General features: G+C 70.7%; 17 protein-coding genes. 10 read left to right on the top strand and 7 right to left on the bottom strand.

The features are described from left to right. The first annotated feature begins 12 nt into the window (after nt 1-12). Nucleotides 13-378 carry a PH domain-containing protein gene (locus ACFW01_RS33585; RefSeq protein ID WP_064728890.1) on the top strand — a complete coding sequence of 122 codons (366 nt, stop codon included), beginning with the start codon at nt 13-15 and terminating at the stop codon, nt 376-378. Nucleotides 379-387: 9 nt separating this feature from the next. On the opposite strand, the gene ACFW01_RS33580 is transcribed toward ACFW01_RS33585, so the two are convergent. After that, nucleotides 388-588, bottom strand: coding sequence for a DUF397 domain-containing protein (locus ACFW01_RS33580; protein ID WP_234956541.1), 201 nt, complete (start codon nt 586-588; stop codon nt 388-390). Continuing rightward, the gene (locus tag ACFW01_RS33575) at nt 585-1,460 is read right to left on the bottom strand and encodes a helix-turn-helix transcriptional regulator (protein WP_234956669.1); all 876 of its coding nucleotides are present in this window, start codon (nt 1,458-1,460) and stop codon (nt 585-587) included. The genes ACFW01_RS33580 and ACFW01_RS33575 overlap by 4 nt, the downstream gene beginning before the upstream one ends. A 386-nt stretch (nt 1,461-1,846) precedes the next feature. Here ACFW01_RS33575 and ACFW01_RS33570 point away from each other — a divergent pair, with 386 nt between their 5' ends. After that, nucleotides 1,847-2,731 carry a helix-turn-helix domain-containing protein gene (locus tag ACFW01_RS33570; protein WP_384509957.1) on the top strand — a complete coding sequence of 295 codons (885 nt, stop codon included), beginning with the start codon at nt 1,847-1,849 and terminating at the stop codon, nt 2,729-2,731. Between the two features lie 47 nt (nt 2,732-2,778). Continuing rightward, entirely contained in the window at nt 2,779-3,384 is a 606-nt protein-coding gene (locus tag ACFW01_RS33565; protein ID WP_234956539.1) for a Uma2 family endonuclease, read from the top strand. Between the two features lie 64 nt (nt 3,385-3,448). Here ACFW01_RS33565 and aspS read toward each other — a convergent pair whose 3' ends face one another. Continuing rightward, nucleotides 3,449-5,212, bottom strand: coding sequence for an aspartate--tRNA ligase (aspS, locus tag ACFW01_RS33560; protein ID WP_234956538.1), 1,764 nt, complete (start codon nt 5,210-5,212; stop codon nt 3,449-3,451). A 161-nt stretch (nt 5,213-5,373) separates the two neighbouring features. Between aspS and ACFW01_RS33555 the strand changes: the two genes are divergently transcribed. Continuing rightward, complete coding sequence (locus ACFW01_RS33555) at nt 5,374-7,527, top strand: SpoIIE family protein phosphatase (protein WP_384509953.1); 2,154 nt, start codon at nt 5,374-5,376, stop codon at nt 7,525-7,527. On the opposite strand, the gene ACFW01_RS33550 is transcribed toward ACFW01_RS33555, so the two are convergent. Then, on the bottom strand, nt 7,470-8,543 hold the full coding sequence (locus ACFW01_RS33550; protein ID WP_234956536.1) for an AI-2E family transporter: 1,074 nt from the start codon (nt 8,541-8,543) through the stop codon (nt 7,470-7,472). The two genes, ACFW01_RS33555 and ACFW01_RS33550, sit on opposite strands and share 58 nt — an antisense overlap. Nucleotides 8,544-8,740: 197 nt before the next feature. Here ACFW01_RS33550 and ACFW01_RS33545 point away from each other — a divergent pair, with 197 nt between their 5' ends. Next, on the top strand, nt 8,741-9,175 hold the full coding sequence (locus ACFW01_RS33545; RefSeq protein WP_384509950.1) for an ankyrin repeat domain-containing protein: 435 nt from the start codon (nt 8,741-8,743) through the stop codon (nt 9,173-9,175). A 38-nt stretch (nt 9,176-9,213) separates the two neighbouring features. Here the strand turns inward: ACFW01_RS33545 and ACFW01_RS33540 are convergent, their stop codons facing one another. After that, nucleotides 9,214-10,185: a pirin family protein gene (locus ACFW01_RS33540; RefSeq protein ID WP_234956534.1), complete on the bottom strand. Its 972-nt coding sequence runs from the start codon at nt 10,183-10,185 to the stop codon at nt 9,214-9,216. Between the two features lie 143 nt (nt 10,186-10,328). Beyond that, complete coding sequence (locus ACFW01_RS33535) at nt 10,329-10,799, bottom strand: SseB family protein (RefSeq protein WP_064728881.1); 471 nt, start codon at nt 10,797-10,799, stop codon at nt 10,329-10,331. A gap of 173 nt (nt 10,800-10,972) precedes the next feature. On the opposite strand from ACFW01_RS33535, the gene ACFW01_RS33530 reads away from it, so the two are divergent. The 4 genes from ACFW01_RS33530 to ACFW01_RS33515 all read left to right on the top strand — a co-directional run bounded on the left by ACFW01_RS33530 (nt 10,973) and on the right by ACFW01_RS33515 (nt 15,224). Then, nucleotides 10,973-12,799: an acyl-CoA dehydrogenase gene (locus tag ACFW01_RS33530; protein ID WP_125492975.1), complete on the top strand. Its 1,827-nt coding sequence runs from the start codon at nt 10,973-10,975 to the stop codon at nt 12,797-12,799. 167 nt (nt 12,800-12,966) lie between these two features. Continuing rightward, on the top strand, nt 12,967-14,265 hold the full coding sequence (locus tag ACFW01_RS33525) for a M18 family aminopeptidase (protein WP_384509945.1): 1,299 nt from the start codon (nt 12,967-12,969) through the stop codon (nt 14,263-14,265). 116 nt (nt 14,266-14,381) lie between these two features. Then, the gene (locus ACFW01_RS33520) at nt 14,382-14,630 is read left to right on the top strand and encodes a DUF6458 family protein (protein WP_064731862.1); all 249 of its coding nucleotides are present in this window, start codon (nt 14,382-14,384) and stop codon (nt 14,628-14,630) included. An 84-nt stretch (nt 14,631-14,714) separates the two neighbouring features. Continuing rightward, nucleotides 14,715-15,224, top strand: coding sequence for an LURP-one-related/scramblase family protein (locus tag ACFW01_RS33515; protein ID WP_384509941.1), 510 nt, complete (start codon nt 14,715-14,717; stop codon nt 15,222-15,224). A 46-nt stretch (nt 15,225-15,270) separates the two neighbouring features. On the opposite strand, the gene ACFW01_RS33510 is transcribed toward ACFW01_RS33515, so the two are convergent. Then, nucleotides 15,271-16,068 carry a carbon-nitrogen family hydrolase gene (locus tag ACFW01_RS33510; RefSeq protein ID WP_384509938.1) on the bottom strand — a complete coding sequence of 266 codons (798 nt, stop codon included), beginning with the start codon at nt 16,066-16,068 and terminating at the stop codon, nt 15,271-15,273. 182 nt (nt 16,069-16,250) lie between these two features. Between ACFW01_RS33510 and ACFW01_RS33505 the strand changes: the two genes are divergently transcribed. Then, complete coding sequence (locus ACFW01_RS33505) at nt 16,251-17,075, top strand: maleylpyruvate isomerase family mycothiol-dependent enzyme (RefSeq protein ID WP_384509935.1); 825 nt, start codon at nt 16,251-16,253, stop codon at nt 17,073-17,075. Nucleotides 17,076-17,123 lie beyond the last annotated feature (48 nt).

Raw genomic sequence — 17,123 nt, 5'->3', positions numbered from 1 at the left:
CGAGGGGGAACCATGGCACTGTTCGGCAACGCCCACAGCATCGACCCGGCCCAGGCCCAGCAGGAGTACGCGCGCCTGCTCGGCCAGGGTGAGCAGGTGTACGCCGCGTACCTGCTGATCCGCGACACCATCCTCTTCACCGACCGGCGCCTGATCCTGATCGACAAGCAGGGCATCACCGGCAAGAAGACGGAGTACCACTCGGTCCCGTACCGCAGCATCACGCACTTCGCGGTCGAGACGGCCGGCACCTTCGACCTCGACGCGGAACTGAAGATCTGGCTCTCCGGCTCCCAGGTCCCCATCCAGAAGACCTTCACCAAGGGCGTCGACATCTACGAGGTCCAGGCCATCCTGACCCAGTTCGTGGCCCGTTAGCCGAAGAGGTCAGCTCCCGGAGGCGTACGCCACGAAGTCCGCCCAGGCGTCCGCGCCGAGCGCGAGGCGGGGCCCGGCGTCGCGGTACTTGGAGTCGCGGACGTGGGTGATGCCGGGGGCGAGGGCGATCTCCACGCAGGAGTTGCCGTCGCCGCTGCTGCTGTAGCTGCTCTTGAACCACGTCAGCGCGGAGCCGTCCATGGTGCTCATGTCTCTCCAAGCATCTGCTCGATGAACGCCCGCGACTCCCGGGGCGTGAGCGCCTGGGCCCGGATCATGCTATAGCGCAGGTCAAGGATGCGGATCTGCTTCGGATCGCTCACGGGGCGGCCGTTGAAGGCCCCCTCCGAGCGCCCCACCGCCGTGCCTTCCGGGAACTTCAGCTCCTCGATGAGCCCGCCCGTGCCGAAGTGGTCCTCGACGTCCGTCGGCATCACCTGGATCGACACGTTCCGCAACTCCCCGAGCTCAAGCAGGCGTTCGAGCTGTCGACGCCACACCATTCTGCCTCCGACCGGCCGTCGGAGCGTCGACTCTTCCTGGACGAAGGTGAGCGTCGGCGCGGGTGACCGATCGAAGATCGCACGGCGGGCCATACGTGCGGCCACCATGCGCTCCGTCTCCTCGTCCGAGTAGGCGGGAAGCCACGCGCCGAACAGCGCCCGCATGTGCCCCTCGGTCTGCAACAGACCCGCGACGTTGCTGTTCTCGTACACCCCGATCTCGACCGCCCGCGCCTCCATCTGAGCAAGATCCCGCACCTTCTTCGGGTACCGGACCTTGGCCACGTCCTCCCGCATCGCCGCGAGCAGCCCGCCTGCCCCCAGCACCTCGTCCGCCCGCTCCAGGTACTCGGGCCGGGGAATCCGCTTGCCGCCCTCGATCTTGTAGACGAGGTCCTCGCCGTACCCCACGGCCCGGCCGAAGTCCCCGGCGCGCATCCCCACCGCCTCGCGCCGCAGTCTCAACTGCCGCCCCACGGTAGCGATCACCGCGACGCCCCACTCGTCGTCCGGGTCGACCTCCCACCCCGGCTCGTCAGCCTCGGTCCTGAGCTGCCGAACCTCGCCGTCCACCGACATGCGCGCGCCCCTCCGTCGTACCGCCTCGTACCAGCCCGCCCTACCCGTGAACGACGAGCCGACAAGCCTGGACACGACCGGACAGATCCCACCCGGCCCGTCCCCGAAGCCACCGGAACCTGACGCCTCAAGCTCCGGTCCGACCTGTGCCCCCTATGAACTACTCACTGGAGAGAAAGAACCCGCCCAAACCCCACCCCTCCCTCCCGTCGGGCCAGGTCACTCCCGCGAGTGAATATGCCCAACTGGGCTGGATATGCCACCGGTTGCCTGCCCTACGCTCAGCGACAGCAGCACACCGCAAACCACCCCCAGACATGCGACGGCCCCCGCCGGGACTGGCATCCCACTGCGAGGGCCTACCACCAAGGAAGAAGCGCTTCCCGATGGATACCGAAAACCCTAGTGCCCCCCTGCACGCCCAGTCCCGTATCACGCGCGAAAACCACCCCGCCGAAAAGCCGTTCGCCGGCGTGACCCACGACCACGTCCGCCACACCGAGAACTTCACGGTGGTCGGCAACGACCTGGTGCAGCACCCGGAGCTGTCGGGGCTCGCCATCGGCCTGGCCTGCTACATCCAGTCGGTCCGGCCGGGCACCGCCGTCGACATCAAGACGCTCGCCGCCCGCTTTCCCGAGGGCCCCACCCGCATCGCCGCCGCGCTGAACGAACTCGAAACCCACGGCTACCTGAGCCGCAGCAGGGAACGCACCGCCACCGGCCGGATCGTCACCCGCACCGTCTCCCGCAACCGGCCCGGCCACCGCAGCGCCACGCGGGACACGGCACCGCGCAGGCCCGCCCGGCGGCGCACGGACCCCGACGAGGCCGTGCCACGCAAGCGCCTCCTCCCCGCCGTCCCGCGGCCCTCGTGCACCGCCCCCGCCCTGCTCCAGGCGGCCGTCGACGTCCTCACCGGCCTGCGCCGTCGCGACCCCCGCCTCCTGCTCTCCGCCACGGACGCCGAACACCTGGCCCCGGGCGTCGCCGCCTGGCTCGAACGGGAGGTCACCCCGACCGCCGTACGGCACGCCCTGACCACGAACCTGCCGGACGAACCCCTGATCCGCCCGGCCGCCCTCCTCGCCCACCGCCTGACCGCCCAGTTGCCGCCCGCACCGCCGTTCAGGCCACCGGCCTCATCGGCTCCCGCGCCCCGCCACCCCCTCCAGACCTGCGACGGCTGCGACCGCGCCTTCCGGGCGCCCGAGCCGGGCAGATGCCGCGACTGCCGACCCGAGGTGCTCCCCGGAGGCCGCCTAGCATGAGAGCGACGATCCTTGCCCCTGGGCACAGACGACGAGGAGCGAGCGCCATGACCATCGCCCCGGACCACGCGCAGCAGAGCGCATCGCACCGCTACCGGGCCATGCGGGACTTCCTTCACTCCGGGGACGACAGCCTGCCCGGCAAGTTCGAGATCACCCAGGAAGGGATCGTCCACGACATGATGGCGCCCGTCGGTCCGCACGAGCTGACCACTGTGCACCTCCGAAGGCGCCTGGAAAGCGTGATGCCGGAGGAGATCGTGGCTCACACGGGTGAACCGGACGTCGAGGACGAGTCCCAGGGCCTCATGCGCCGACCTGACGTCATGGTGATCACCCTGGAGGACATGGACGTTCCGGGCTCCTTCGATCCCCGTACTCTCATCGCCGCCATCGAGGTCGTATCCCGCTCCAATCCGGACAACGACTGGGTCTCCAAGACCCGCGACTACCCCCTGATGGGTATCCCCATTTACGCGATCTTCGACCCCCGCTCGGGCGAGGGCGCCGTCTTCACCGACATCCACACCACCCCCGACGGCCCTCGCTACGCCACGCGCAAGGACTTCGTCTACGGCGAGGACGTCGCCATCGCCGACTGGACCATCTCGACCCGGAACCTGCCGCTCTACCAGAGTGAGGATCAGGCGTGACGACGCCGAAGGGCCCGGAACCGACACACGGTTCCGGGCCCTTCGCCGGTAAGACTCTCGCCGCCTACTTCGGCTGCGGCTTGCGCACCGTCAGGTGCAGCTCCCTCAGCCGGGACTCGTCCAGCTCCGTCGGGGCGCCCATCATGAGGTCCTGGGCGTTGCCGTTGAGCGGGAAGGCGATGGTCTCGCGGATGTTGGGCTCGTCGGCCAGCAGCATCACGATGCGGTCGACGCCCGGGGCGATGCCGCCGTGCGGCGGGGCGCCGAAGCGGAAGGCGCGGAGCATGCCCGCGAACTCGCGCTCGACGGTCTCCGCGTCGTAGCCCGCGATCCCGAAGGCCTTGAGCATGATGTCCGGCTCGTGGTTCCGGATGGCGCCGGAGGACAGCTCGACGCCGTTGCAGACGATGTCGTACTGCCAGGCCAGGATGTCCAGCGGGTCCTGGTTCTCCAGGGCGTCCATCCCGCCCTGCGGCATCGAGAAGGGGTTGTGGGAGAAGTCGATCCTCCCCGTCTCCTCGTCCTTCTCGAACATCGGGAAGTCGACGATCCAGCAGAACCGGAAGACGTTCTCCTCGAAGTGCCCGGCGCGCTTGGCGGCCTCGACGCGGACCGCGCCCATGATCTTGGAGACCTCGTCGAACTCGCCCGCGCCGAAGAACACCGCGTGCCCGGCGGCCAGCGAGAGGCGCTTGGTCAGCTCGGCGACGTTCGCCTCGGTCAGGAACTTCGCGATCGGGCCGGTCAGCGAGCCGTCCTCGGCGACGCGGACCCAGGCCAGACCCTTGGCGCCCTGCTCCACCGCGTAGTCGCCGAGCTGGTCGAAGAACTTGCGCGGCTGGCCGGAGACGTCCGGCACCGGCAGCGCGCGGACGTGCTTGCCGGCGAAGGCCTTGAACTCCGAGCCCTCGAAGACGTCGGTGATGTCGACCAGCTCCAGCTGGGCCCGCAGGTCCGGCTTGTCGGAGCCGTACTTCAGCATCGCCTCGCGGAACGGGATCCGCGGGAACGGCGAGGTCACGTGGCGGCCGTTGCCGAACTCCTCGAACAGCTCCGTCATCAGCTGCTCGATGGGACGGAAGACGTCCTCCTGCTCGACGAAGCTCATCTCGACGTCGAGCTGGTAGAACTCGCCCGGCGAGCGGTCCGCGCGGGCGTCCTCGTCGCGGAAGCAGGGCGCGATCTGGAAGTACCGGTCGAAGCCGGAGATCATCAGCAGCTGCTTGAACTGCTGCGGCGCCTGCGGCAGGGCGTAGAAGCGTCCCGCGTGGAGGCGGGAGGGGACGACGAAGTCGCGGGCGCCCTCGGGGGAGGTCGCGGTGAGGATCGGCGTCGCCATCTCGTTGAAGCCGAGGGCCACCATCTTGCTGCGGATCGAGGAGATGACCGACGTACGCAGCATGATGTTGCGGTGCATGCGCTCGCGGCGCAGGTCGAGGAAGCGGTACTCCAGGCGCCGCTCCTCGTTGACCCCGTCCTCGGTGTTGATCGTGAAGGGCAGCGGCTGGGCGGCGCCGAGCAGCTCGACCTCGCCCACCTCGACCTCGACCTCACCGGTGGGCAGGTCGGGGTTGATGTTGTCGGCGCCGCGGGAGACGACCTGGCCGTCGACCCGAACGGTCGATTCCTTGGTCAGCTTGTCCAGCGTCTCGTACGCCTCGGTGCCCGGACGGGCGACGAGCTGCGTGATGCCGTGGTGATCGCGCAGATCGATGAAGAGGATGCCGCCCAGGTCGCGCCGATTGTGCAGCCAGCCACTCAGCCGGACGTCGGTACCGACGTCAGAGGAGCGGAGCTCGCCGCAGGTGTGGGACCTGTACCGATGCATCGTCGTTCATCCAGCCTTCGCGGATCGGGGATGGTGTTTCGCGTTTCACGTGAAACAACCCCAGCGTACCGGGCACCCAAGGCTGCCCTCCTCCCCTTTGACCGCCGGGGCCCCGCAGCGAGCGGTGGCAGCGTGCGAACACCTCTTCTTACAGTGGGGCCATGCGCACTGGTGAGCCCCTGCCCGACGTGGGGGACGTCCTCGCCGCCCTGGCGACCGGCCTGTGGCACTGGGACACCGCCACGGGTGAGGTCACGGTCGACGCGGTGGCCGCCCGCCTGCTGGGGCTGTCCGCGCAGCAGGTGACCCTCACCGAGGCGCAGGTACGGTCCCGGCTGCATCCGGTCGACTGGAACGAGATCACCGGCGTGATCCAGCTCGCCGTCGCGGAGGGCACCCTCGCCGAGGTCCGGATCCGGATCATGGACGAGCGGGGCCATGTCGTCCGGGTGGTCCGCAGCCGCTCCAAGCCCTCCTTCGACCCCCTGCGCAAGGCGTACGAGCTGACCGGCACCCTCCAGGAGGTCACCGAGCCCACCCCCGGCAGCCGCGCGGGGCGCAGCGCGGTCACCGGCGACTGGCGCCGCTCGCGCGAGGCGTTCCTGCTGGACGCGGGGCGCGCCCTGGCCGAGGCACGCTCCACGGAGGAGGTGCTGAGGGTCGCCGCCGCCCTGTCGATGCCGGGGTTCACCCCGGACGGGCTCGCGGTCTTCGGGGTCTCCGGCGACCGCCTCACCGTCATCGGCCACCACGGGCAGCCGGAGCCTGAGGTCAACCCGTTCCTGGACATGTCCCTGGACACCGACTACCCGGCCGCCGAGGTGGCCCGCACCGGCCGGGCCGTCTACCTCTCCTCCCCCCAGCAGTACCGCTCCCGCTACCCCATGACCTGGCATCTCGCCGAGCGCTTCGGCCGCCGTTCCTGGGCCTACCTGCCGCTGACCGTGGCCGGCCGCACCATGGGCGCCTGGCTGGCGGCCTTCGCGTATCCGGTCACGTTCACCCCGGACGAGCGGTCCGTGCTGACCACCGTGGCGCGGATGCTCGCGCAGGCTCTGACCCGGGCGGGCGCCGCGGAGACCCAGCGGGAGCTGACCGACGGGGTCCAGCGCTCCATGCTGCCCGTGCTGGGTCCGGACATCCCCGGCATGGACATCGCCGCCCGCTACGTCCCCACCGGCGGCGGGCTCCAGGTCGGCGGCGACTGGTACGACATGATCCCGCTGCCCGGCGAACGCTTCGCCATCGTCATCGGCGACGTGCAGGGGCACGACGTGCGGGCGGCCGCGCTGATGGGCCAGCTGCGCATCGCGCTGCGCGCCTACGCCTCCGAGGGCCACCGCCCGGACGCGGTGCTCTCCCGTGCCTCGCACTTCTTCCACGGTCTGACCCAGTCCGACGATGACCCCGGCGACATGCGCTTCGCGACCTGCTACTACGCCGAGGTCGACCCCGCGACCGGCACCGTGGAGAGCGCCCGCGCCGGGCATCTGGACCCGGTCGTGCGCATGGCGGACGGGACGGCGCTGATCCTCGCCACGGCGGGCGGGCTGCCCCTCGGCATCGACCCGGACACCGACTACCCGACCACGCGGCTCGCCCTGGAGCCCGGGGACACCCTGATGCTGTGCACGGACGGCCTGGTGGAGACCGGCGGGCACGACCTCCAGACCGGCTGGCACCGCCTGCGCGTGATCCTGGAGGACCACGAGGGCGGCCTGGAGGACCTCGCCGACGCTCTGGTCCAGGCCGTGCACGGCCCCTCCTCGCACCACACCACCGGCCCGCTGGCCGACCGGCGGGAGGACGACATCGCCCTGCTGCTGCTGTGCCGGCAGGGCGAGGGCTGCGGCTGCGGCGACAGCACCGTGGCGCGGCCGACGGTGCGCCGCACCATGCTCTCGGTCGCCCAGGCCGAGCCCGCCCGGGTCGCCACCGCCCGGCAGCACCTGCGCGACCTGCTGCACGACTGGCCCGACGAGGACCAGCGGGACGCCGCGGTGCTCCTGCTCTCCGAGATGCTGACGAACGTCCTGGTGCACACCGACACCGACGCCCTGCTGGTCGCCGAGGTGGCGGGCGAGCCCGGCGAGCGGCGGATCCGGGTGGAGGTCACCGACAACGGCGACGACCTGCCGCACAAGCGCCGCCCGGGGGAGATGGCCTCCTCGGGACGCGGCCTGATGCTGATCGAGCTGCTCGCCGACGCCTGGGGCGTCGCCCCGCGCGGCAAGGGCAAGAGCATCTGGTACGAGGTCTACGAGTCCGCGGACCCGGCGGCGGACGGGCCCGCCGACGGCTCGGCGGCGGCGTAGCGCTTCTGCAGCTCGTGCACGATCCCGAACGCCGCCGCCGTCAGCGGAACGGCGAGGAGCATCCCGAGGATGCCCGCCACCGAAGCCCCCGCGGTCAGCGCCAGCAGCACGACCGCCGGATGCATCTGCACGGTCCGGCTCTGGATCATCGGCTGGAGCACGTGCCCCTCCAGTACCTGCACGGCCAGGACCACCCCGAGCGCCCAGAGCGCGATGACGAACCCCCGGTCCGCCAGCGCGACCAGCACGGCGACGGTGCCGGAGATGAACGCCCCCAGGTACGGGATGTAGGCGCCGACGAAGACCAGCGCGCCGAGCCCCACCGCGCCGGGGACGCGCAGGATCAGCAGCCCGACGGTGATGCAGAGCGCGTCGATGAGGGCGATGAGGGTGGTGCCGCGCATGAAGCCCTCGACGGCCCCGAAGGCACGCCGGCCCATCGCCTCGACCGTGTCGGCGGCGCCGGGCGGGGCGAGGGCGCGCACGGTGCCGACGGCCCGGTCGGAGTCGCGCAGGAAGAAGAAGACCAGCAGCAGGGCGAGGACCGCCATGGCGATCATCTCGCCGACGACGCTGAGCCCGGTGACCACGCCGGAGGCGGCCGTCCCGCCGAACTTGCCCAGCAGCTCACGCGCGTTGGACGCCAGATCGTCCAGCGAGGTCCCGGCCGCCCCGAAGTGGTCGGTGATGTCCCGGGCCGCGTTCCGGACCGAGGCGACGATCTGGTCGCCGGTCTCGATGAGCGCGGACACCACGATGTACATCGCGCCGCCGACCACGGCGACGACGGCGACGCAGGTCAGCGCGGCCGCCAGCGAGCGCTGCACGTGGGCCTTGACCAGCCGCTTGTGCAGCGGCCTGAGCAGGGCGGTGCCGAGCAGCGCGAGCAGCGCCGGTGTCACCGCGGTGCGCAGCTCGACGCAGAGCCGGATCGCGACGTAGGCGACACCGCTGGCGAGCAGGATGACGGCGCACCAGGCGGCGAGCCGGCGGACCGGGCCGGGGAGCAGCTGCACGTCCCCAGCCGATCACGCCCCGGGCGGGCTGTCCTGCGCGGACTACCCGCCCGGGTGACACGGCGTCAGGACCGGCGGCCCCAGGGCCGGCCGTCCCGCAGGCGGGGGCGCCCGCCGGCCGAAGCCGCTCGCACACGGTCGCGCGGCGGAGACGGAGTTCATCTCGCGCCACGTCCACTCCGCTAATCTCCCCACCCATGAAGCAGCGGCAGCAGAAGAAACTTTCCCGCCACCTCTTCGAAGCGATACTGCTGGGGGACGCCGCTCGTGTGCGGACGGTGCTGCGGGGCGGTGCCGACCCCGAGCGGGGCGACAGCGAGGGCACGCTCCCCCTGTACGAGGCGGCGGTGAGCGGCAGGACCGAGATCGTGCGGCTGCTGCTGGAGGCGGGCGCCTCGCCCGACACCGAGAGCCGCGGAGTCGGTGCGGAAGGCACCCCGTTGTGCGCGGCGGCGTGCTGGGGGCACGCGGAAACCGTGCGGGAACTGCTCGCGCACGGCGCCGATCCGGTGCTCCGGGAGGACCACGGAGCCGGCCGCTCCCCCCTGGACTGGGCGGACGACGGCCCCCACTCCGAGACCGCCGCGCTCCTGATCGCGGCGGGGGCGGCGCCCCGCACGGAAACCGTGTAGCCGCCGCCTCCCGCCGGGCGCCGTCGGCGCCGGAGGACCTACAGACCGTCCTCGGTCATCCCGTGCACCGCCGGGACCGTCCCCAGCCGGCCCTTCTGGAAGTCCTCGAAGGCCTGCTGGAGCTCGTCGCGCGTGTTCATCACGAACGGCCCGTAGTGCGCCATCGGCTCCCGGATCGGCCGCCCGCCGAGCAGCACGACCTCCAGGTCCGGCGTGTGCGCGTCCTGCTTCTCGTCCGCCCGGACGGTCAGCGAACCGCCGGCCCCGAAGACGGCGGTCTGCCCGAGGCGCACCGGCCGCCGCTCGGCGCCCACGGAGCCGCGCCCCGCCAGCACGTAGGCCAGGCCGTTGAACTCCTCCCGCCAGGGCAGGGTGACCTCGGCGCCCGGCGCCAGCGTGGCGTGGACCATGGTGATCGGCGTGTGGGTGATCCCGGGGCCGTCGTGGCCGTCCAGCTCACCGGCGATGACGCGGAGCAGCGCGCCACCGTCGGGGGAGGTGAGCAGCTGGACGCTGCCACTGCGGATGTCCTGGTACCTCGGGGCCATCATCTTGTCCTTGGCCGGCAGGTTCACCCACAGCTGGAGCCCGTGGAAGAGGCCGCCGGACATCACCAGCTGCTCCGGCGGCGCCTCGATGTGCAGCAGTCCGGAGCCCGCCGTCATCCACTGGGTGTCGCCGTTGGTGATGGTGCCGCCACCGCCCTGGCTGTCCTGGTGGTCGAAGATCCCGTCGATGATGTAGGTGACGGTCTCGAAGCCGCGGTGCGGGTGCCAGGGCGTGCCCTTGGGCTCGCCGGGCGCGTACTCCACCTCACCCATCTGGTCCATCATGATGAACGGGTCGAGATGGCGGTAGTTGATCCCGGCGAACGCGCGGCGCACCGGGAAGCCCTCCCCCTCGAAACCGCTGGGAGCGGTCGTGACGGTCAGGACGGGGCGTGCGACGGCGTCGGCGGACGCGGATACACGGGGCAGCGTCAACGGGTTCTCGACGGTCACTGCGGGCATGTCGGTACCTCCTCGGGTACGCCCACTTTAGTTGAGCGTTGAACTTCTTGCCAGTCCGAACCACGAAAGCCCGGAGGACATTCCCTCCGGGCTCGCTCAGCGGTGACGGCGGCGACGCCTAGCCGCCTGTGAAGCAACGGCGTCTAGCCATACATGCGGCGCATCGCAAAATCGACCATCTGTTCGACCGCCTTCGCGTCGAAGACCATCCGGTGCTCGCCCTCCATGTCCAGGACGAAGCCGTAGCCGGTCGGCAGCAGGTCGATCACCTCCGCCCCGGTGATCACGAAGTACTTGGACTCCTTGCCCGCGTACCGGCGCAGTTCCTTCAGGCCGGTGAACATCGGGATCACCGGCTGCTGGGTGTTGTGCAGCGCGAGGAACCCGGGATTGTCGCCGCGCGGGCAGTAGACCTTCGAGGTCGCGAAGATCTGCTGGAAGTCCTCGGCGGACATCTGGCCGGTGGTGAAGGCGCGCACCGCGTCCGCGAGCGAGGGCGGGGACGGCTCGGGATACAGCGGCGGCTGCTGCCCGTACCCGCCGCCCATCGGCTGCTGCGGCGGCGGGGCGTACTGCTGCTGCTGAGGACCCGCGGTCTGGTCGTAGCCGTACATGCCGCAAAGAGTAACGAGTAACGAGTCACAGATGACCCGCTCGGGGTTGCTTCTTATTACCGACGGGTAGCATCATCGGTAGCGAGGCTGAGCTACTGCTTGGTACGCACAGTCGGTATGTGTACAGATGCGAGGATCCAGTGCCTCGCCGATCTCTCAACGGAGCCGTCGCCATGGGGCACTACAAGCCGAATCTCCGGGACATCGAGTTCAACCTCTTCGAGGTGCTCGGCCGTGACAAGGTTTACGGCACCGGCCCGTTCGCGGAGATGGACACGGACACCGCCAAGAGCGTCCTGGAGGAGCTGACCCGCCTCTCGGAGAACGAGCTGGCCGAGTCCTTCGCCGACGCCGACCGCAACCCCCCGGTCTTCGACCCGGAGACCAACACCGCGCCGGTCCCGGCGTCCTTCAAGAAGAGCTACCAGGCCTTCATGGACTCCGAGTACTGGCGCCTGGGCCTGCCCGAGGAGATCGGCGGCACCACCGCGCCGCGCTCGCTGATCTGGGCCTACGCGGAGCTGATCCTCGGCGCCAACCCGGCCGTGTGGATGTACTCCTCGGGCCCGGCGTTCGCCGGCATCCTCTTCGAGGAGGGCAACGAGGTGCAGAAGCACATCGCCTCGTTCGCCGTCGAGAAGCAGTGGGGCTCCACCATGGTGCTCACCGAGCCGGACGCCGGCTCGGACGTCGGCGCCGGCCGCACCAAGGCGGTCCAGCAGGAGGACGGCTCCTGGCACATCGAGGGTGTGAAGCGCTTCATCACGTCCGGCGAGCACGACATGTCGGAGAACATCCTCCACTACGTCCTCGCCCGCCCCGAGGGCGCGGGCCCCGGCACCAAGGGCCTCTCCCTCTTCCTCGTCCCGAAGTACGAGTTCGACTTCGAGACCGGCGAGCTGGGCGCGCGCAACGGCGTCTACGCCACCAACGTCGAGCACAAGATGGGCCTGAAGGCCTCCAACACCTGCGAGATGACCTTCGGCGACCGCCACCCCGCCAAGGGTTGGCTGATCGGCGACAAGCACGACGGCATCCGCCAGATGTTCCGCATCATCGAGTTCGCCCGCATGATGGTCGGCACGAAGGCGATCTCCACCCTGTCGACGGGCTACCTGAACGCGCTGGAGTACGCCAAGGAGCGCGTCCAGGGCCCCGACCTGGCCAACTTCATGGACAAGTCGGCCCCCAAGGTCACCGTCACGCACCACCCGGACGTCCGCCGCTCCCTCATGACGCAGAAGGCGTACGCCGAGGGCATGCGCGCGCTGGTGATGTACACCGCGTCCGTGCAGGACGAGATCCAGGTCAAGGAGGCGAACGGCGAGGACGCCTCGACCGAGCACGCCCTCAACGACCTGCTCCTGCCGATCGTCAAGGGCTACGGCTCGGAGAAGGCCTACGAGCAGCTCGCCCAGTCGCTCCAGACCTTCGGCGGCTCCGGGTTCCTCCAGGAGTACCCGATCGAGCAGTACATCCGCGACGCCAAGATCGACACCCTGTACGAGGGCACCACGGCGATCCAGGGCCAGGACTACTTCTTCCGGAAGATCGTCCGCAACCAGGGCGCCGCGCTGAACTCGCTCGCCGAGGACATCAAGAAGTTCCTGGCGCTGGCCACCGGCGGCGAGGAGCTGTCCGGCGCCCGCGAGCACCTGGCCAAGGCGGCCGTCGAGCTGGAGGCCATCGTCGGCCTGATGCTCACCGACCTCGCGGCCACCGAGCAGGACGTCAAGAACATCTACAAGGTCGGGCTGAACACCACCCGCCTGCTGCTCGCCTCCGGCGACGTGGTCGTCGGCTACCTGCTCCTCAAGGGCGCCGCGGTGGCCGCCGAGAAGCTGCCGACCGCCTCCGCCCGGGACAAGGCCTTCTACACCGGCAAGATCGCCGCCGCGAAGTTCTTCGCCGCGAACGTCCTGCCCGGTCTGACCCTGGCCCGCAAGGTCGCCCAGGGCGTCGAGCTGGACCTGATGGAGCTGGACGAGGCCGCGTTCTAGCCAGTTCTGGCCGGTTCCGGCCAGTTCCGGCCCGTTCTCGTCAGGGCCCGCCTCCCGGGTCCGATCAGTACCGGGGAGTCCGGTCTCCACACTCCCCACACACCCTCACGAGGGCCCGCTCCCGGCAGACCGGGAGCGGGCCCTCGTACGTCGTTAAGGTGAACCCCATGAGCGCACCGTCCCGCTTCGACCGCGGCCACACCGACGACCTGATGTCCTTCCTCGCGGCCAGCCCGACGCCGTACCACGCGGTGGCGACCGCCGCCGAGCGGCTGGAGAAGGCCGGATTCCGGCAGGTCGCCGAGACGGACGCGTGGGAGGGTTCCTCCGGCGGCAGGTACGTGCTGCGCGGCGGCGCGCTCGTGGCCTGGTACGTGCCGGAGGGCGCCGCACCCCACACCCCCTTCCGCATCGTCGGCGCGCACACCGACTCCCCCAACCTGCGCGTCAAGCCGCGCCCGGACAGCGGGGCGCACGGCTGGCGCCAGGTCGCCGTGGAGGTCTACGGCGGCCCCCTGATGAACTCCTGGCTCGACCGCGACCTGGGCCTGGCCGGCCGGCTCTCGCTGCGCGACGGCTCCACCCGGCTGGTCAACATCGACCGCCCGCTGCTGCGCGTTCCGCAGCTCGCCATCCACATGGACCGCAACGTGTCCGCGGAGGGCCTCAAGCTCGACAAGCAGCGCCACCTCCAGCCCGTCTGGGGCCTCGGGGACTCCGTGCGCGACGGCGACCTGATCGCCTTCCTGGAGGAGGAGACGGGCCTGGCCCGCGGGGAGGTCACCGGCTGGGACCTGATGACCCACTCCGTGGAGCCACCCGCCTACCTGGGCCGTGACAACGAGCTGGTGGCCGGCCCGCGCATGGACAACCTCCTGTCGGTGCACGCCGGAACGGCCGCGCTGATCGCGGCCGCCGCCTCGGGGGACGGCCTCTCCCGCATCCCCGTACTCGCCGCATTCGACCACGAGGAGACCGGCTCCCAGTCGGACACGGGCGCCGACGGCCCGCTGCTCGGCAGCGTCCTGGAGCGCTCGGTGTTCGCGCGGGGCGGCTCCTACGAGGACCGGGCGCGCGCCTTCGCCGGCACCGTCTGCCTGTCCTCCGACACGGGCCACGCCGTCCACCCCAACTACGCGGAGCGGCACGACCCGACGCACCACCCCCGCGTCAACGGCGGCCCCCTGCTCAAGGTGAACGTCAACAACCGCTACGCCACCGACGGTTCGGGCCGCGCGGTCTTCGCCGCCGCCTGCGAGAAGGCGGACGTCCCCTTCCAGACCTTCGTCTCCAACAACTCCATGCCGTGCGGCACCACCATCGGCCCGATCACCGCGGCGCGGCACGGCATCAGCACCGTGGACATCGGCGTGGCGATCCTGTCGATGCACAGCGCCCGGGAGTTGTGCGGCGCCGACGACCCGCACCTGCTGGCCAACGCGCTGGTGGCGTTCCTCCGCCCCTGACCCGCGCGGACGCGGAACGGCGTTCCACGGCATGCGGGTTGACACCCGGGGTACCCGAACGGAACCGGATCGACCGGAGACCCGGATCCGACCGGCTCTACAGGGAGGCGACACTCATGGGCCTCGGCGGGTGCATCATCCTCATCGCCGTGGGAGCCATCCTCACGTTCGCGACCGACTGGGACATGCAGGGCGTCAACCTCGACCTGGTCGGGGTCATCTTCATGGTGGTCGGCCTGATCGGTGTCGCGACGTTCAGCAGCATCGCCCGGCGCAGGCGCGTCATGGTGCCGCCGACGACCCAGGTCGTCGAGGACCGCTCCCACCAGCCGCGCGACGGCTACAGCAACGGCTACGGCGCCTGACCGGCCGCGGAGTGCGCGCGGGCCAGTCATCCTGTCGGCCTACCGGCCGCGTTCCGCGGCGCCTGGCGGGGAAGCGGTCCGGACATGAGATTCCTCGTGTACGACCGGCTCCTCGGCATCGGTGACGACTACTGGATCGAGGACGACACCGGCAGCAAAGTGTACCTCGTCGACGGCAAGGCGATGCGGCTGCGGGACACCTGGGAGCTGAAGGACGCCCAGGGACGCGTGCTCATCGACATCCACCAGAAGATGCTCGCCCTGCGCGACACCATGGTGATCGAGCGGGCCGGCGAACCCCTGGCCCGGATCAAGCGGAAACGTCTCTCCCTGCTGCGCAACCACTACCGCGTCGCCCTGGCCGACGGCACCGAGCTGGACGTCAGCGGCAAGATCCTCGACCGGGAGTTCGCCGTCGAGTACGACGGCGAACTGCTGGCCGTCATCTCCCGCCGCTGGCTGACCCTCCGGGACACCTACGGTGTGGACGTCGTACGGGACGACGCGGACCCGGCGCTGCTGATCGCGCTGACCGTGTGCGTGATCCACCTGGCGGAGAAGGAACGGGAGAAGGACGACGGCGAGGACGGCTGAACGGGCGGGCCGGCCGGAAACGAGGTGGCCGGAGACGGGGCTGCGGCTAGCGCGGGTGCGGGGCCGCCAGCCCCATCACGCGGTCCTTCAGGGCCGGGAACTGCTCCCGGGTCGTCGCCACCTTCGCCGGGTCGAACTCCACCGTGAGGACCTCCTCACCGGCCCCGGCCTCGGCCAGCACCTCGCCCCAGGGGTCGACCACGATCGAGTGACCGGCCTGCGGAACTCCGGCGTGCGTCCCGGCCGTTCCGCAGGCGAGGACGAACGCCTGGTTCTCCACCGCCCGTGCCTGGGCGAGGAGCGTCCAGTGCGCCCGGCGGCGCTCCGGCCAGCCCGCCGGGACCACGAGCGTCTCGGCCCCGGCGTCGACGAGCGAGCGGAAGAGTTCGGGGAAGCGCAGGTCGTAGCAGGTCGCCACACCGAGGCTGGTCTCCGGCAGACGGACCGTCACCGGCTCGCGCCCCGCGCCCATCAGCACGGCCTCGCCCTTGTCGAAGCCGAAGCGGTGGATCTTGCGGTAGGAGGCGGCCAGGTCGCCGGTGGGGGAGAAGAGGAGCGAGGTGTTGTAGAGGACTCCGTCCGGGGCGCGCTCGGGGACCGAACCCGCGTGCAGCCACACGCCCGTGTCGCTGGCCGCCTTGGCCATCGTCTCGTGCGTGGGGCCGGTCAGCGGCTCGGCCAGCGCCTCGAAGTCGTCGAAGGCGAACGCCCCGGTGGTCCACAGCTCCGGCAGCACCACGAGATCGGCGCCCGCCTGCTCCCGTACCAGAGCCGCCGCGCGCACTCGACGCGCTTCGGGCGATTCGTCCTCATTCACTTCGATTTGAATCAGAGAGGCGCGCACACTACCACCGTCCTGGCGTTCGAGCCGTCCACACGGGCCTACGATCGTCACACGAAAGCACTGCCGGGGTGCCGCACAGCAGCGTAACTTAGCGTCCCAAGACGCCCGCCGACCGCAGCCACCGCCCACTGGCACCGCCGCCACCGCCCGCCCGTGTACCGACCGCCGAGGGGTCCCGTTCCGTGAGTCTGCATCCCACCCTCCAGCCCTACGCCGACGCCTGGACTCACTCCATCGAGGCGATATCCGAGCTGGTCCAGCCGCTTGCGGAAGCAGAGTGGAACCGCCGTACCCCCTGCCCGGGCTGGTCGGTGCGGGACATCGTCTCCCACGTCCTGGGCCTGGACTCCGAGATGCTCGGCGACCCCCGCCCCATCCACACCCTGCCGCGCGACCTCTTCCACGTCACCAACGACCACCAGCGCTACACGGAGATGCAGGTCGACGTCCGCCGCCACCACACGGCCCCCGAGATGACGTCCGAGCTGGAGTACATGATCATCCGGCGCAACCGCCAGCTGCGGAACGAGTCGCGGGACCCCGGTACGAAGGTGCGCGGCCCGCTCTCCACCGAGCTGACCCTGGAGGAGGCGATGCGCCGGCACGCCTTCGACGTGTGGGCGCACGAGCAGGACCTGCGCACCGCCCTCGGCCGCCCCGGCAACCTCGACTCCCCGGGCGCGCACGTCGCCCGTGACGTGCTGCTCGACGAGCTGCCGGCCGTCGTCGCCGAACGCGCGGACGCGCCGCGCAGCTCGGCCGTCGTCTTCGACGTGCACGGCCCGATCGAGTTCCTGCGCACGATCCGCGTCGACATCCAGGGCCGCGGCACCCTGGAGACGGCGCCCGCGCTCGGCCCCGCGGCGACGCTGACCATGGACTGGGAGACGTACTTCCGCCTGGCCTGCGGCCGCGTGAGCCTCCAGGCGTCGGCGGACCGCATCAAGACGGAGGGCGACCCGGACCTGACGGACGCGATCCTGCGCCACTTCACGGTGACGCAGTGAGTTTTTCCAGCCCGTCCGGCGTCTGAGGACGAGGCCGTTCAGGCCGAA

The organism is Streptomyces sp. NPDC058985 (genome assembly GCF_042740985.1).
GTDB lineage: Bacteria > Actinomycetota > Actinomycetes > Streptomycetales > Streptomycetaceae > Streptomyces.
Note: the sequence above shows the minus strand (reverse complement) of the source record. Positions and strands in the feature narration are given on the sequence as shown.

Coding starts and splice junctions, on each gene's coding strand:
- ACFW01_RS33555 (WP_384509953.1), top strand. CDS start 5,374: ATGCGCACTGGTGAGCCCCTGCCCGACGTGGGGGACGTCCTCGCCGCC.
- aspS (WP_234956538.1), bottom strand. CDS start 5,212: ATGCATCGGTACAGGTCCCACACCTGCGGCGAGCTCCGCTCCTCTGAC.
- ACFW01_RS33570 (WP_384509957.1), top strand. CDS start 1,847: ATGGATACCGAAAACCCTAGTGCCCCCCTGCACGCCCAGTCCCGTATC.
- ACFW01_RS33575 (WP_234956669.1), bottom strand. CDS start 1,460: ATGTCGGTGGACGGCGAGGTTCGGCAGCTCAGGACCGAGGCTGACGAG.
- ACFW01_RS33515 (WP_384509941.1), top strand. CDS start 14,715: ATGAGATTCCTCGTGTACGACCGGCTCCTCGGCATCGGTGACGACTAC.
- ACFW01_RS33585 (WP_064728890.1), top strand. CDS start 13: ATGGCACTGTTCGGCAACGCCCACAGCATCGACCCGGCCCAGGCCCAG.
- ACFW01_RS33545 (WP_384509950.1), top strand. CDS start 8,741: ATGAAGCAGCGGCAGCAGAAGAAACTTTCCCGCCACCTCTTCGAAGCG.
- ACFW01_RS33565 (WP_234956539.1), top strand. CDS start 2,779: ATGACCATCGCCCCGGACCACGCGCAGCAGAGCGCATCGCACCGCTAC.
- ACFW01_RS33520 (WP_064731862.1), top strand. CDS start 14,382: ATGGGCCTCGGCGGGTGCATCATCCTCATCGCCGTGGGAGCCATCCTC.
- ACFW01_RS33580 (WP_234956541.1), bottom strand. CDS start 588: ATGAGCACCATGGACGGCTCCGCGCTGACGTGGTTCAAGAGCAGCTAC.
- ACFW01_RS33530 (WP_125492975.1), top strand. CDS start 10,973: ATGGGGCACTACAAGCCGAATCTCCGGGACATCGAGTTCAACCTCTTC.
- ACFW01_RS33525 (WP_384509945.1), top strand. CDS start 12,967: ATGAGCGCACCGTCCCGCTTCGACCGCGGCCACACCGACGACCTGATG.
- ACFW01_RS33540 (WP_234956534.1), bottom strand. CDS start 10,185: ATGCCCGCAGTGACCGTCGAGAACCCGTTGACGCTGCCCCGTGTATCC.
- ACFW01_RS33535 (WP_064728881.1), bottom strand. CDS start 10,799: ATGTACGGCTACGACCAGACCGCGGGTCCTCAGCAGCAGCAGTACGCC.